We start from the raw sequence: 13,760 nt of genomic DNA, 5'->3' as shown, positions 1-13,760 counted from the left end.
CATGCGCATCGTAGATCTCAGCATGCCGGTCAGGGAGCATTTCCGCTGGCAACCCCAGATCAGCGTCAAGGGCGACAAGTCGGCTGGGGACCAGTTCAGGGTGACTCGGCTTTCGACCACCTGCCACGGGTTCACGCATGTCGATGCGCAGGCCCATTTCATCGCGGGAGCCCCCACCATCGAGGCCACGCCCCTTGAGCAGGTGGTGGGCCCGGCCCGCGTCTTCGACCTATCCGACGTCGGCCCCGACGAAGAGATCACGCCCGCCCGGCTGGCGGCGGCCGATCCCGGCGGCGCCGAGGGCGACATCCTGCTGCTGGCGACGCAATGGGATCTGAAGCGGGACGCGGGCACCCGCGCCTTCTGGACCGAGGCGCCCTGGCTGAACCGCGCCGCCGCCGAATGGATCGCGGCGCTGCGACCCCGCGCCCTGGCGGTGGATTTCCCGCAGGACTATCCGATCCGGCTGCTGCTGGACGGCATCGCGGTGCCGGACGAGGAGCATGTGACCCATGACGTGCTGCTGCGCCAGGGGGTGACGCTGATCGAATACATCGCGAACACCGCCGCGCTGAGCGCAAGCCGGGTGCTGCTGAGCGCCGCGCCGCTGAAGATCGAGAATGCCGACGGCGCCCCCGCGCGCGCCTATGCGATCGAGGGGCTGCTCTGATGGCATCGGGCAAGGTTTTCGCGGCGCGCCTGTCGCGCCTGGCCGACCTGGGCTTTCGCGCCGTCGATGCGCTGCTGGTCGCCATCTTCGCCGTGCTGATCGTGCTGGTCTTTGCCAATGTGGTGCTGCGCTACCTGTTCGACAGCGGCGTCTCGGCCACCGACGAGCTGTCGCGGATGATCTTCATCTGGATCGCCTTCGTCGGGGCGGTCTGCGTCGCCCGCCGCAACGGGCACCTGGGGGTGGACCTGCTGACCGCAAGCCTTTCGCCGCGCGCGCGCCGGGTCTGCAGGGTGCTGACCGATGTCGTCATCGTGCTGTGCTGCATCGTGCTGTCGGTGGGGGCATGGCAGCAGACCGTCGCCAATCTTGGCAATATCGCGCCGGTTTCCGGCCTGCCCACGGCGCTGAACTATCTTGCGCCCTTCGTGGGCGGCGTCGGCATCGGGCTGGTCGCCTGCGTGGACCTGATCGCCGCGCTGCTTGGCGCGCCCGAGCCCGACCACGAAGAGGGGCACACCGCATGATCCTGATCGTCTTTGTCGTTTCTTTGCTGGCCGTGCTGGCCATCGGCGTGCCCATCGCCTTCGGCCTCGTCATCAGCGGCGTGGCGATGATGTGGTACCTGGACGCGCTGGACTGGCAGCTCATCGCGTTGCAGATGACCAATGGCGCCGACAGCTTTCCGCTGCTGGCGATCCCCTTCTTCCTCATGGCGGGCGAGGCCATGAACGCGGGCGGCATCTCGCGCCGGCTGGTCGCCTTCGGGCTGACGCTGGTCGGGCATGTGCGGGGCGGCCTGGGCTACGTGACCATCGTCACGGCGCTGCTTCTGGCCAGCCTGTCGGGCTCGGCCATCGCCGATACGGCGGTTCTGGCGGGCATGCTGATCCCGATCATGCGCAAGGCGGGCTACGACATCAACGCATCCTCGGGGCTGATCGCCTCGGGCGGGATCATCGCGCCGGTGCTGCCGCCCTCGATCGGCTATATCGTCTTCGGCGTCGCCGGCAGCGTCTCGATCACCAAGCTGTTCATCGCCGGGATCGCGCCGGGGGTGATGATGGCGCTGGTGCTGGCCGTGACCTGGTGGTTCGTCAGCCGCCGGGACGCCGTCGCCACCATGCCGCGCGCCTCGCTGGGCGAGGTCGCCAAGGCCGCGGGCGATGCCGCGCTGGCCTTCGTGCTGCCGGTCATCATCGTCGTCGGGCTGAAGGCCGGCGTGTTCACGCCGACGGAGGCGGGCGTCGTCGCCTGCGTCTATTCGATCCTCGTCGGGCTGTTCGTCTATCGCGAGCTGAGCCTGCGCCAGCTTTACGGCTGCATGGTGGGCGCGATCCATACCACGGCCGCCGTCATGCTGCTGTGCGCCGCGGCCGCCATCACCGCCTATCTGATCGCCATCGCCAATATCCCGATGCTGCTGGGCGGCTGGCTGGGCGGATTGCAGGACAACCCGCTGCTGCTGATGGCGCTGATCATGCTGATCGTGGTGATCGTCGGCACGGCGCTGGACTTCATCCCGACCATCCTGATCCTGACGCCCGTGCTGCTGCCGATCATCAAGGCGGCCGGCATCGACCCGGTCTATTTCGGGGTGATGCTGATCATGAACTCGGCCATCGGCCTGATCACGCCGCCGGTCGGCACCGTGCTGAACGTCGTCTGCGCCGTGGCGCGCATCAAATATGTCGATGCGGTGCGGGGGGTGATGCCGTTCCTGATCGCGGAAACCGTGCTGCTGGTCCTGCTGATCCTGTTCCCGCAGCTGATTACCGAGCCGCTCGCGTGGTTCTATTGATCCGGCAAGGAGAGAAAGATGCTTCTGGGCGCTATCGCCGATGACCTGACCGGGGCCACCGACCTTGCCCTGACCCTGTCGCGCAACGGGATGAAGACCTTGCAGGTGGTGGGCGTGCCGGCCCCGGACGCCGATTTCGGCAATGCCGATGCGGTGGTCGTGGCGCTGAAGTCGCGGACCATTCCCGCCGCCGAGGCGGTCGCGCAATCGCTTGCCGCCGCGCGGATCCTGGTCGAGCGGGGGGCGGCGCAGCTTTACTTCAAATATTGCTCGACCTTCGATTCCACCGACCGGGGCAATATCGGCCCGGTGATCGACGCGCTGCTGGACCTGCTGGGGGAAAGCCGCAGCGTCGCCTGCCCGGCCTTCCCGGAAAACGCCCGCACCCTTTACAAGGGCCATCTGTTCGTCGGCGACGTGCCGCTGTCGGAAAGCCCGATGAAGGACCACCCGCTGACGCCGATGCGCGACAGCAACCTGGTGCGGGTGCTGGGCCGCCAGACCGCGCGGCCCGTCGGCCTGGTGCCGCTGGAAGCCGTCCACCAGGGCGTGGGGCCGCTGCGCGAAGCCCTGGCCGCGCAGGGGGGGATCGCCGTCGTGGACGCGATCACCGACGAGGATCTGCGGGTGATCGGCGCCGCGCTTGCCGACATGCGGCTGGTGACGGGCGGCTCGGCCCTGGCGCGGGGCTTGCCGCAGAACTTCCACGCCAGCGGCCTCCTGCCGGCGGTGCAGGCGGAGGCGGCCTTTGCCGCACCCGAGGGCGCCGGGATCTTCCTTGCCGGCTCCTGCTCGGCCGCGACGCGGCGGCAGGTCGCGGATGCCGAGGCGCGCGGCGTGGCCGCGCTGAAGGTCGATCCGCTGGCCATCGTCGAGGGCCGCCAGACCGCCGCGCAGGCGCTGGACTTCATCGCGGCGCATGCCGGCGACGCCTATCCGCCGCTTCTGTATTCCTCGGCCGATCCCGACGAGGTCAGGGCCGCGCAGGAGCGGCTGGGGCAGGGCGAGGCCGGCGAGATCGTCGAGCGCTTCCTGGCCGCGATCGCGCAGGCGCTGCGGCAAAGGGGCTATCGCCGCTTCATCGTGGCGGGGGGCGAGACCTCGGGCGCGGTGGTGCAGGCGCTGGGGGCCACCACCGTCGCCATCGGGCCCGAGATCGATCCCGGCGTGCCCTGGGTGCTGACCCAAGGGCCGGACGCCCTGTGCCTGGCGCTCAAGTCGGGCAATTTCGGCAGCGACGATTTCTTTACCAAGGCTTGGGGGCAAATCCGGTGACGGCGGTGATTTCCGAAGAAACCCGGATGCGGGATTCGATCTGCGCCGTGGGCAAGTCGCTGTTCGACCGCGGGCTGACCGCGGGTTCGACCGGCAATATCAGCGCGCGGCTGGGGGACGGGCGGCTGCTGATGACGCCCACCAACGCCTCGCTTGGCACGCTTGATCCGGGGCGGCTGTCGCTGTTCGACGCCGACGGCACCCATGTCGCAGGCGACAGGCCCACCAAGGAGGCGTTCCTGCACCGCTGCATGTATTGCGAGCGGTTGGGGGCCAATGCGGTCGTGCATCTGCATTCGACCCATGCCGTCGCGGTCAGCATCCTGGCGGATACCGATCCCGAGGACGCGCTGCCGCCGCTGACCGCCTATTACGCCATGCGCGTCGGGCGGCTGCCGCTGGTGCCCTATTACGCGCCGGGGGACGAAGCCCTGGCCCTTGCCGTGAAGCAGGAGGCCCGCCGCGTCCATGCCGTGCTGCTGGCCAATCACGGGCCGGTCGTCGCCGGCCGCTCGCTGCTGGATGCGCAATATGCGATGGAAGAGCTGGAAGAGACGGCCAAGCTGCACCTGATGCTGCACGGCCGCGCCGTCCGCCCGCTGAGCCGGGCCGAGGCCGACCGGCTGGCCGGGGGCTGATTTTGCCTGTTTGCCCCCGCGTCTGCCGGGGATAGGATCCGCGCCGGCCCGGTGGGGCAGGGATGGGACGGACGGATGGCGGTATCGGGTCTGAATTGGGACGATCTTCGGATCGTCCAGGCGGTGTGCAGGACCGGCTCGTTCTCGCGCGCCGCGCGCAGCCTGCAGCTGAACGAAACCACCATCAGCAGACGGGTGCTGCGGCTGGAGGACGAGCTGGGCACCAGCCTGTTCGACGCCGTGAACGGCGAGCGCCGCCCGACCGCCGCCTGCCGGGCCGTGGTCGGCAATCTCGACATGATGGCCAATGCGGCCGCGGACATCGCGCGGATGCTGGGGACGCGCGACCATGCCAGCCGCAAGCTGCGGCTGACGACGATTTCCGCCATCGCGGAATACCTGCTGGCGCCCCGGCTGGGCGATCTGTTCGCCGTCCTGCCGGACCTGTCGCTGGCGCTGGAGACCTCGGACAGCAACGTGGACATGTCCCGCTGGGAAGCCGATCTGGCGATCCGGCTGGGGCGGCCGCGGCAGGGCGCCTTCCTGATGCGCAAGATCGGCACGCTGAACTTCTGGCTGATCCGGCCTGCGGGCAGCGGCGCAAGCAGGATCGCGGTCTATCCCGAGGCTTTGGCCGGGACGCCGGAGATGCAGGCGCTGCTGGCGCAGGAGGGCCTGGGGCCAGTGCTGCTGGAGACCAGCGACCTGAAGGTGATGCGCCGGCTTCTGGAGGACGGGCTGGCGGTCGGCGTGCTGCCGGATTTCCTGGCCGACGAGATCCCGGCCGAGGCCCCGGTGGTCAGGACGCCGCTGCAGGTTTCGCGCGATGTCTGGCTGCTGTCGCAGCCGCATCTGCGCGACGATCACCACGCAAAACAGCTGTCGGACTGGTGCGTCAGCCTGTTCGCCGCGCGCAGCCCCTGAACCCGCCTCATACGAAGGAATGGCTTTTTCAAGCCCTCGCCGGGGTGGCGGCGAGGGGGTTAAACCGTTTGTTTTCAATGCGATGAATGCCGCGGCACCAAGCCGTGCAGAAATGCAACCGGGGGCTGCAAGAATAGATATTTCAGCCCTGAGACTAATCGCCGCACAGTCCGGCTTGCCGAGAGTCGCCCGGAAGCCGTGAACGCTTCAGCCACATCTCGGGCACCGGAACCATGCGAGAGGAGGCGCAAGGTGGCGAGCTTGGACAATTTTGATATGGCGGCTGGCCGGACCGATGGCGTCGCGGATTGCGTCGCCTTTCCCGGCCGGTTTTCGACCTGGACCCGCGCGCTGATCCTGGCGGCCAGCGCCGCCGGCGGGGGCGCCGCCGCCCTGGCCATGGACGCGGCGCATGTCGCGCCGGTGCTGGGGCTGGCCGCCTTTGCGGGCGGGCTGCTGTCGACCTGGTCGCCCTGCGGCTATTCGTCGATCTCGTTGCTGCGCCCGACGGGCAAGGGGGCGCGGGCGGTGCTGGACTGGCTGCCGACCTTTGCGACCCATGGGCTGGGCTATGCCCTGGGGGCGCTGATCCTGGGCACCCTGCTGGGCGCCATCGGGGCGATCGCGGGCCTTTCCGGCTTCGCCACCAGCTTCGGGCTGGGGCTGCTGGCCGTGATCGGCCTGGCCTATGGCGCGCACCAGCTGGATTTCCTGCGCGTGCCCTATCCGCAGCGCCGGGCGCAAGTGCCCCATGACGCGCGGCAGCGCTTTCCGAAATGGGTCGTGGGCGGGCTTTACGGCCTGTCGCTGGGGCTGGACTACCTGACCTATGTCCAGACGCCGCTGCTGTATCTGGTGACGGCCGCCGCCGTCCTGTCGGGCAATGTCGCCGAGGCCGTGGCGCTGATCGCGATCTTCAACCTGGGCCGCTACCTGCCGGTCGCGGTGAACCTGCTGCCGGTCACGGATTACCAGATCCAGTCCTGGCTGGGCCGGAACCAGGAACGCGCCGCCATCGCCGATGGCGCGATCCTGACGGCGGTCGGCGCGGCCTTCGCCATGCTGGCGCTGGCCTGATCCCAATCCCCATTCCTGCACGCTTTTGCCCGCGCGCCGTCGCCACGGTCCGGGCGCCATCCAAGGGAGGAAACGATGGCTTCTGCACGAGAATCGACCCCCAGATACCTGACGCTGATCGGCGCGACGCTGGCCTGTTCGGCGCTGGCCCTGGGCGCGGCCCAGGCCCAGACCGAACCGGCCGAGCCGGAGGCGCCGGCCGAAACCGCCGCTGCCGATGCCGCCGGCCAGACCGAGGGTCAGCGCGGTGCCGCCGAAGCCGCGGCCGCCCTTGCCGCGGGCGAGGCGGACGAGCCGGTGATCCTGGAGGCCCCGGCGCCGGATGCGAGGCGGGTCTATATCCAGGATCCGGCGCATTTCGCCGCCATCACCCAGCAATTCGTCATCGACGGCTCGACCGGGCGGATCCTGGGCATGACCGACGGCGGCTTCCTGCCGCATCCGGTCGCGGCCGAGGACGGCTCGTTCTTCGCCCAGGCCAGCACCGTCTTCGAGCGCATCGCGCGCGGCAAGCGCACCGATTACGTCGAGGTGTTCGATCCTGTCACCTTCCTGCCCATCGCCGACATCGAGCTGCCCGACGCGCCGCGCTTCCTGGTGGGCACCTACCAATGGATGAACGCGCTGACGCCGGACAACAAGAACCTGCTGTTCTACCAGTTCTCGCCCGCGCCGGCGGTCGGCGTGGTCGACCTGGAGGGCAAGACGTTCGACCGCATGCTGGACGTGCCGGACTGCTATCACATCTTCCCGGCATCGCCGACGGTCTTCTACATGAACTGCCGGGACGGCAGCCTGGCCCGCGTGGATTTCGCCGATGGCGAGACCAAGGTGACGAACACCGAGGTTTTCCATACCGAGGACGAGTTGCTGATCAACCATCCCGCCTTCTCGCTGCGCTCGGGCAGGCTGGTCTGGCCGACCTATACCGGCAAGATCTTCCAGGCCGACCTGACCGCCGAGGGCGCCACCTTCCGCGCGCCGATCGAGGCCCTGACCGAGGCGGAGCGCGCCGACGACTGGCGGCCCGGCGGCTGGCAGCAGACCGCCTATCACCGCCAGTCGGACCGCATCTACCTGCTGGTGGACCAGCGCGACGAGTGGAAGCACAAGGCTGCCAGCCGCTTCGTCGTGGTGCTGAACGCCGAGACCGGCGAGCGGATCAACAAGATCGAGCTGGGCCACGAGATCGACTCGATCAACGTCAGCCAGGATGCGGAGCCCCTGCTTTACGCGCTGTCGGCGGGCACTCAGACGCTGCACATCTACGACGCGGCGACCGGCGAGGAACTGCGCAGCGTCGACCAGCTTGGCCGCGGCCCGCAGATCATCACCACCCATGACATGGATTCGTGACATGCAGCAGGTCTTGCAGGAACCGCTGATCCATTGGGCGTTGCGGAGCTTCCTGGCGGCGCTGTTCGCCACCGCCGCCCTGTCCAAGCTGACCGGGATGGAAGAGTTCCACGGTGTGGTCCGCAACTTCCGCCTGCTGCCCGACATGGCCAGCCGGGCGGTGGCGATGGTGCTGCCGGTGGCGGAGCTGGCCGTCGCCGCCGGGCTCATGATCCCGGCGCTGGCCGCGCCCGCCGCGCTGGCCGCCGCCGCGCTGCTGGGCGTCTTTGGCCTGGCCATCGCGGTCAACGTGCTGCGCGGGCGCACGCAGATCGACTGCGGCTGCTTTCGCAACGGCATGAAGCAGCGGATCAGCTGGGCCATGGTCGCGCGCAACGCCGTGCTGACGGCGATGGCGCTGGGCGCGGCCGCCCTGCTGCCCGCCGCGCGGCCGGGCGGGACGGCCGACCTGGCGACGGGAATGCTGGCCGGGTCGGTCCTGTTCCTTCTGTATTTCAGCGCCTCGATGCTGGGCGGATTGCCCGCCCGGCACCCCTCAACCGCTTCCGTGAAAGGTCGCTGACATGACGTTCCTGATTGCTTCCAACATCCTTCTGTGGATCGCCTTCCTGGGCGTGACGGTGGTCATGCTGGGCCTGATGCGGCAGGTGGGCCTGCTGCACGAGCGCTCCTCGCCCATGGGCGCGATGATCACCGACCACGGCCCCGACATCGGCGACAAGGCGCCCGAGTTCGACCTGCCCGACTATTTCGGCCGGTCGGTCCATATCGGCGGCGCGTCCGAGCGGCCGACGCTGCTGATGTTCACCGCGCCCACCTGCCCGGTCTGCGACAAGCTGTTCCCGATCATCAAGTCCATCGCCAGGGCCGAGAAGATCGGCGTGGTGATGATCAGCGACGGCGCGCCCGAGGAACACGCCCGCTTCCTCAAGAACCACGAGCTGGGCCAGATCCGCTATGTCGTCTCGGCCGAGATCGGCATGGCCTTCCAGGTCGGCAAGATCCCCTATGGCGTGCTGGTGGACGGCGAGGGCGTGATCCGCGCCAAGGGCCTGACCAACACCCGCGAACACCTGGAAAGCCTGCTGGAGGCGGACAAGACCGGCTTCGCCTCGCTCCAGCAGTTCATGGCCAGCCGCAAGAAGAACGCGGCCTGACCCGGCCGTTTCCACCTTGGTCCCAAGCAGAGGGAGGATAAACGATGCTGGGGAATTTCAGATTTGACGACATGGTCGAGAAACTGTCCCGCCGGGTGGCGGGCCGCACCAGCCGCCGCGGCGCCATCGGCCGCCTGGGCACGGTGCTGGCGGGGGCGGCGCTGGTGCCGCTGCTGCCGGTGGACCGGCGCGGCCGCGTCAGCCGCGCCAATGCCGCCGGCCCCGCGGAAGGCGTCGATCCGCGCGCCAAGTGGCAGCCGCAGGACAACGACATCCAGGCCTGCGACTACTGGCGGCACTGTTCCATCGACGGCAACATCTGCGACTGCTCGGGCGGGTCGCTGACCAACTGCCCGCCGGGGACCAAGCTGGCGACGGCGTCCTGGGTGGCAAGCTGCTACAACCCGACCGACGGGCAAAGCTACCTGATCGCCTATCGCGACTGCTGCGGCTACAACGTCTCGGGCCGCTGCCCCTGCCTGAACACGGAAGGCGAGCTGCCGGTCTATCGCCCGGAATTCGCCAACGACATCATCTGGTGCTTCGGCGCCGAGGATGACGCGATGACCTATCACTGCACGATCTCTCCCATCGTCGGCAAGGCAAGCTGACGATCCCGGCCGGGCGGTCGGCCCGCCCGGTCCCATCCCTTCAGGAGGTTTCCATGATTTCTGCAAAGACGCTTCGGCCGGCCATCGCGGCCATCGCCCTTTTCGCCATCGGCGCGACCGGAGCATGGGCACAGGACAAGATCACCGTCACCAGCGAAAAGCCGGTCGCGGCCGCCGATGTGCCCGCCGATGCCGTCGTCGTCGGCATCGAGAAGATGAAATACCTGACCCCGGAAGTGACCATCAAGGCGGGCGAGACCGTCTATTGGGTCAACGGCGAGGTGATGCCCCACAACGTCGCCTTCAAGAAGGGCATCGTGGGCGAGGACGCGTTCCGCGGCGAGATGATGACCAAGGACCAGGCCTATGCGATCACCTTCAACGAGGCGGGAAGCTACGACTATTTCTGCACGCCCCATCCCTTCATGCGGGGCAAGGTCATCGTCGAATAGGTGCCGCCATGTGGATTCCCTATGACCTGCGCGCCTCGCTGAAGGGCGAAACCGACCGGGAAACGCTGCGCCTGTCGCGGGCCGACGGGCAGCCGCGCCAGTTCCTGGTGGGGTTCTTCCTGCGCAACCCGGTCACGCAGGCCTGGGAACTGGACCTGGCGGCCGAGGACGGCCTGCCGGAACTGCCTGCGGCGCCGGCGGGGGCGAGTTTCAGCATCTGCCCGAACGAGGCCGGCAAGCTGGCCGAGGTGATCTATCGCCTGCCCGCGCGTTCGGCCACCGAGGCGCTGGAGCTTGCCCATGCCGACCTGCAGCCGCGCCTGCTGGCCTGGCTGGCCAGGGTCGGGCGCGGCATGGCCATCGCCGGCTGGCGGGTGGCCGACATGACGCATCGCGCCCGCTGGCGCAGCACGCCCTTTCGGCCAAGCGCGATGAGCCTGGATTTCGCCCTGGCGCCGGTGGACCGCGACCTGGCGCCGGTGGTCGAGCTGTTCCAGCGCGCCAGGAACGCCCCCGACCCCGCCAGCCGGCTGCTGGCCGCCTTTGCCGTGCTGTCGGCGGCGGTCGGCCATCCGGCCATGGCCGGATCGGGCGCCGCCACGCTGAGCATCACCCAGGACATGCTGATCCATTCGGGCGCCATCGTGCTGCCGGACCCGCTGATGGGCATTGCGCTGGCCGATCTGATCGCGCTCTTGCGTCCCGAGCATGACCGGCTGGTCGGCCGCGACGGGGTGCTGCTGCCGGTGCTGGACGACCTGGCCGGGCAGAAGCGGCTGTCGCTGCTGGCGAACCTGGCCGACCTGGTCGCGCATCGCCTGATCCAGGCCGAGCTTGCCGCGCGACACCGGGATGCGCCGGCCCCGGCAATGGCGGCGGGGGCCTAGGGCGATGCGGGGACCGTCGCGGATCCTGCTGCTGCTGTCCTCGGCCTTCATGGTGGTGACGGGGGGGATGCTGGGCACCGCGGCCGAGCAAGGCGGTGATGCGCAGCGTCATGACCGGCGGCTGGCCGATCTGGGGCGGGCGCTGTTTCACGACCCCGCCCTGTCGCGCGACGGCACGCAATCCTGCGCGACCTGCCACGATCCCGACCACGCTTTTACCGATCCGCGCGAAAGCCTGGCGGGCCGGGCGGTGTCGATCGGCGACGACGGCGCCTCGCATGGCGACCGGAACACGCCGACGCTGTCCTATGCCTCTCTCAGCCCGGATTTCCACCGCGACGCCAAGGGCAATTACAAGGGCGGGCAGTTCTGGGACGGGCGGGCCGACAACCTGCGCGACCAGGCCGGCCAGCCGATGCTGAACCCGGTCGAGATGGCGATGCCCGACCGCGCCACCGTGGTCGAGCGGCTGCGCGGGAATGCCGATTATGCGCAGGGCTTTGCGACGCTGTTCGGGAAGGGCGCGCTCGACGATGTCGAACGCGCCTTCGACCATGCCGCCGAGGCCCTGGCCGCCTATCAGTCGACCGAGGAGTTCGCGCCCTTCGATTCGCGCTATGACCGCTACCTGCGCGGCGAGGCCGAGCTGACCGCGCAGGAGCAGTTCGGCCATACCGTCTTCATCACCTGGAACTGCCGGCTGTGCCACCAGCTGCGCCAGCAGGGCATCACCGAGCGCGAGACCTTCACCAGCTTCGAATACCACAATATCGGCGTGCCGGTGAACCATGCCGTCCGGGCGATCAACGGGCTGGGGCCCGACCATGTGGACCTGGGGCTGCTGCAGCGGCCGGGCATCGACGATCCGGCGCAGGCGGGCCGCATCAAGGTGCCGACCCTGCGCAACGTGGCCGTGACCGGGCCCTACATGCATAATGGCGTGTTCGAGGACCTGCGCACCGCCATCCTGTTCTACAATAAATACACCAGCCGGCGCCCGGCGTCGCGGATCAACCCCGAGACCGGCCAGGACTGGGGCGATCCCGAGGTGGCCGAGAACCTGTCGCTGGCCGAATTGCAATCGGGGCTGATGCTGGACGACGAGCGCGTCGATGCGCTGGTGGCTTTCCTCGAGACCCTGACCGACCGCCGATACGAGCCGCTTCTGGCCGAACGCAAACGCGCAGCACAGGAGGCCGTCGCAGCCCGGTGACGACCACGCTCCCGAAGGAGGGGGGACGCAGATGGCATCCAGCAAACGCAAGATGAATCGTCGCACCGCCCTGGCCGAGGCGGCCCGCATGACCGGAGCGGTCTGCCTGGGCGGGTTTTCCCTGGCGGCGCTGATCCAGTCCACGGCCAAGGCCGATGCGCGCGCCATGCGCCCGCCCGGCGCCCAGCCCGAGGCCGATTTCCTGTCCGCCTGCGTGCGCTGCGGGCTGTGCGTCCAGGCCTGTCCCTACGGCACGCTGTCGCTGGCGGAATGGGGGCAGGAGCCGCCCGTCGGCACGCCCTTCTTCACCCCGCGCGAGGTGCCCTGCTACATGTGCCGCGACGTGCCCTGCGCGCGGGCCTGCCCGACCGGGGCGCTGGACAGCACCATCGCCATCCGCGACGCCGAGATGGGCGTGGCCGTGCTGGTCGGGCACGAGGACTGCCTGAACTACAAGGGCATGAATTGCAGCATCTGCGTCCGCGTCTGCCCGATCCGCGGCGACGCGATCACGCTCGAGCCGGGCGAGGCGAACGGCCGCGCCATCATGATCCCCACCGTCCATTCCGACCATTGCACCGGCTGCGGCACCTGCGAGAAGCATTGCGTGACCGGCCATGCCTCGATCCGGGTGCTGCCGCGCGACCTGGGCCTGGGCGGGCAGGGGCGCAACCGGGCGGGGCGGGCGACATGATCGGCTGGTGGATCTCGGACAGCCGCAGGCCGGGGGTGCAGGCCCATGGCCTGCTGCGGGCGCATAAATGGTGGTTCTTGCGGCGGATCAGCCAGCTGTCGGTGCTGGGGCTGTTCGTGCTGGGGCCGATGGCGGGGATCTGGATCGCGCGCGGCAATTTCGCCGCCAGCGAGATCGGCGGGGTCGTCACGCTGGGCGATCCCTATATCGTGGTGCAATCGCTGGTCGGCGGCAGCGTTCCGGCGCTGCCGGTGGCGGGCGGCGCGCTGATCGTGCTGCTGTTCTACCTGGTCGTCGGCGGCCGGGTCTATTGCGGCTGGGTGTGCCCGGTGAACGTCGTGACCGATGCCGCGCATTGGCTGCGCGAAAAGACCGGCCTGACCCGCGACCGCAAGCTGGACCGGCGCACGCGGCTGGCGATCCTGGGCTCGACGCTGGTCGCATCCGTCCTGACCGGCACCATCGCCTGGGAGTTCGTGAACCCGGTCAGCCTGCTGCAACGCGCCTTCATCAGCGGCATCGGTTTCGGCTGGGCCATCATCCTGGCGGTGTTCCTGCTGGACCTGTTCGTGTCGCGCCGCGCCTGGTGCAGCCACCTGTGCCCGGTCGGCGCCTTCTATGGCCTGGTCGGCAAGGGCGCGGTGGTCCGGGTGTCCGCCGCGAACCGCGATGCCTGCACCGATTGCGGCGCCTGCTTCACCATCTGCCCCGAGCCGCATGTCATCGTCCCCGCGCTGAAGGGCAATGAGAGCCCGGTCATCCTGTCGGGCGATTGCCAGAACTGCGGCGGCTGCATCGACGCCTGCCCGGTGGATGTGTTCCGAGTCTCGACCCGCTGGAACCGATCCGCGGGCCGCGGCGGGCAAGCCTAGCAGGCTAAAGTCCTTGCGACAGGACAGCGCGGGCGGGGAACCGGGAAATCCGCCTAAAATTTGCCGAAAACACCCCATTTTCGGGCCGATATCAGCTGGATCGAGAACGATTTCCGCTGCGTCGCCCTCTCAA

16 protein-coding genes are annotated in these 13,760 nt (G+C 68.9%); all 16 read left to right on the top strand.

All coding sequences use genetic code 11. The annotated features are described in order from the left end of the window. Position 1: 1 nt before the first annotated feature. Positions 2-670 (top strand): cyclase family protein, encoded by a 669-nt coding sequence (locus tag KF941_RS25275; protein WP_036750452.1) that lies wholly within the window; start codon positions 2-4, stop codon positions 668-670. Then, positions 670-1,197 carry a TRAP transporter small permease gene (locus KF941_RS25270; protein WP_114537379.1) on the top strand — a complete coding sequence of 176 codons (528 nt, stop codon included), beginning with the start codon at positions 670-672 and terminating at the stop codon, positions 1,195-1,197. Before KF941_RS25275 ends, KF941_RS25270 begins: the two co-directional genes overlap by 1 nt. Then, positions 1,194-2,471 (top strand): TRAP transporter large permease subunit, encoded by a 1,278-nt coding sequence (locus KF941_RS25265; RefSeq protein ID WP_214274934.1) that lies wholly within the window; start codon positions 1,194-1,196, stop codon positions 2,469-2,471. The genes KF941_RS25270 and KF941_RS25265 overlap by 4 nt, the downstream gene beginning before the upstream one ends. A gap of 18 nt (positions 2,472-2,489) precedes the next feature. Next, entirely contained in the window at positions 2,490-3,746 is a 1,257-nt protein-coding gene (gene otnK / locus KF941_RS25260) for a 3-oxo-tetronate kinase (protein WP_214274933.1), read from the top strand. Between the two features lie 26 nt (positions 3,747-3,772). Continuing rightward, complete coding sequence (otnC, locus tag KF941_RS25255) at positions 3,773-4,384, top strand: 3-oxo-tetronate 4-phosphate decarboxylase (RefSeq protein WP_072461877.1); 612 nt, start codon at positions 3,773-3,775, stop codon at positions 4,382-4,384. 75 nt (positions 4,385-4,459) lie between these two features. Beyond that, positions 4,460-5,308, top strand: a complete 849-nt coding sequence (locus tag KF941_RS25250) for a LysR family transcriptional regulator (protein ID WP_214274932.1) — start codon at positions 4,460-4,462, stop codon at positions 5,306-5,308. Between the two features lie 252 nt (positions 5,309-5,560). After that, entirely contained in the window at positions 5,561-6,385 is an 825-nt protein-coding gene (gene mauF / locus KF941_RS25245) for a methylamine utilization protein MauF (RefSeq protein WP_214274931.1), read from the top strand. A gap of 75 nt (positions 6,386-6,460) precedes the next feature. Next, positions 6,461-7,741: a methylamine dehydrogenase (amicyanin) large subunit gene (gene mauB, locus KF941_RS25240; RefSeq protein ID WP_036750437.1), complete on the top strand. Its 1,281-nt coding sequence runs from the start codon at positions 6,461-6,463 to the stop codon at positions 7,739-7,741. Between the two features lies 1 nt (position 7,742). Next, positions 7,743-8,303 (top strand): methylamine utilization protein MauE, encoded by a 561-nt coding sequence (locus KF941_RS25235; RefSeq protein ID WP_036750432.1) that lies wholly within the window; start codon positions 7,743-7,745, stop codon positions 8,301-8,303. Between the two features lies 1 nt (position 8,304). After that, a complete protein-coding gene (gene mauD, locus KF941_RS25230) occupies positions 8,305-8,898 on the top strand; it encodes a methylamine dehydrogenase accessory protein MauD (RefSeq protein ID WP_072461801.1) in 594 nt (197 codons plus the stop codon). A 44-nt stretch (positions 8,899-8,942) separates the two neighbouring features. After that, complete coding sequence (gene mauA / locus KF941_RS25225; RefSeq protein ID WP_036750427.1) at positions 8,943-9,509, top strand: methylamine dehydrogenase (amicyanin) small subunit; 567 nt, start codon at positions 8,943-8,945, stop codon at positions 9,507-9,509. 53 nt (positions 9,510-9,562) lie between these two features. Further along, on the top strand, positions 9,563-9,961 hold the full coding sequence (locus KF941_RS25220; protein ID WP_036750422.1) for an amicyanin: 399 nt from the start codon (positions 9,563-9,565) through the stop codon (positions 9,959-9,961). Between the two features lie 8 nt (positions 9,962-9,969). Then, the gene (mauJ, locus tag KF941_RS25215; RefSeq protein WP_214274930.1) at positions 9,970-10,848 is read left to right on the top strand and encodes a methylamine utilization protein MauJ; all 879 of its coding nucleotides are present in this window, start codon (positions 9,970-9,972) and stop codon (positions 10,846-10,848) included. A gap of 4 nt (positions 10,849-10,852) precedes the next feature. Continuing rightward, positions 10,853-12,061 carry a cytochrome c peroxidase gene (locus tag KF941_RS25210; RefSeq protein WP_240540619.1) on the top strand — a complete coding sequence of 403 codons (1,209 nt, stop codon included), beginning with the start codon at positions 10,853-10,855 and terminating at the stop codon, positions 12,059-12,061. 31 nt (positions 12,062-12,092) lie between these two features. Beyond that, positions 12,093-12,755: a ferredoxin-type protein NapG gene (gene napG, locus KF941_RS25205; protein ID WP_036760456.1), complete on the top strand. Its 663-nt coding sequence runs from the start codon at positions 12,093-12,095 to the stop codon at positions 12,753-12,755. Then, on the top strand, positions 12,752-13,627 hold the full coding sequence (gene napH / locus KF941_RS25200) for a quinol dehydrogenase ferredoxin subunit NapH (protein ID WP_214274929.1): 876 nt from the start codon (positions 12,752-12,754) through the stop codon (positions 13,625-13,627). The genes napG and napH overlap by 4 nt, the downstream gene beginning before the upstream one ends. Positions 13,628-13,760: the final 133 nt, after the last annotated feature.

It is taken from the genome of Paracoccus sp. pheM1 (assembly GCF_018499825.1).
GTDB classification, from domain to species: domain Bacteria; phylum Pseudomonadota; class Alphaproteobacteria; order Rhodobacterales; family Rhodobacteraceae; genus Paracoccus; species Paracoccus versutus.
The sequence above is the reverse complement of the archived record's forward strand: the minus strand, read 5'-3'. Positions and strand labels throughout refer to the sequence as shown.

Bases quoted from the DNA above. Each gene is read 5' to 3' on its own strand.
- KF941_RS25275 (WP_036750452.1), top strand. From the start codon at position 2: ATGCGCATCGTAGATCTCAGCATGCCGGTCAGGGAGCATTTCCGCTGG.
- KF941_RS25270 (WP_114537379.1), top strand. From the start codon at position 670: ATGGCATCGGGCAAGGTTTTCGCGGCGCGCCTGTCGCGCCTGGCCGAC.
- KF941_RS25265 (WP_214274934.1), top strand. From the start codon at position 1,194: ATGATCCTGATCGTCTTTGTCGTTTCTTTGCTGGCCGTGCTGGCCATC.
- otnK (WP_214274933.1), top strand. From the start codon at position 2,490: ATGCTTCTGGGCGCTATCGCCGATGACCTGACCGGGGCCACCGACCTT.
- otnC (WP_072461877.1), top strand. From the start codon at position 3,773: ATGCGGGATTCGATCTGCGCCGTGGGCAAGTCGCTGTTCGACCGCGGG.
- KF941_RS25250 (WP_214274932.1), top strand. From the start codon at position 4,460: ATGGCGGTATCGGGTCTGAATTGGGACGATCTTCGGATCGTCCAGGCG.
- mauB (WP_036750437.1), top strand. From the start codon at position 6,461: ATGGCTTCTGCACGAGAATCGACCCCCAGATACCTGACGCTGATCGGC.
- KF941_RS25235 (WP_036750432.1), top strand. From the start codon at position 7,743: ATGCAGCAGGTCTTGCAGGAACCGCTGATCCATTGGGCGTTGCGGAGC.
- mauD (WP_072461801.1), top strand. From the start codon at position 8,305: ATGACGTTCCTGATTGCTTCCAACATCCTTCTGTGGATCGCCTTCCTG.
- mauA (WP_036750427.1), top strand. From the start codon at position 8,943: ATGCTGGGGAATTTCAGATTTGACGACATGGTCGAGAAACTGTCCCGC.
- KF941_RS25220 (WP_036750422.1), top strand. From the start codon at position 9,563: ATGATTTCTGCAAAGACGCTTCGGCCGGCCATCGCGGCCATCGCCCTT.
- mauJ (WP_214274930.1), top strand. From the start codon at position 9,970: ATGTGGATTCCCTATGACCTGCGCGCCTCGCTGAAGGGCGAAACCGAC.
- KF941_RS25210 (WP_240540619.1), top strand. From the start codon at position 10,853: ATGCGGGGACCGTCGCGGATCCTGCTGCTGCTGTCCTCGGCCTTCATG.
- napG (WP_036760456.1), top strand. From the start codon at position 12,093: ATGGCATCCAGCAAACGCAAGATGAATCGTCGCACCGCCCTGGCCGAG.
- napH (WP_214274929.1), top strand. From the start codon at position 12,752: ATGATCGGCTGGTGGATCTCGGACAGCCGCAGGCCGGGGGTGCAGGCC.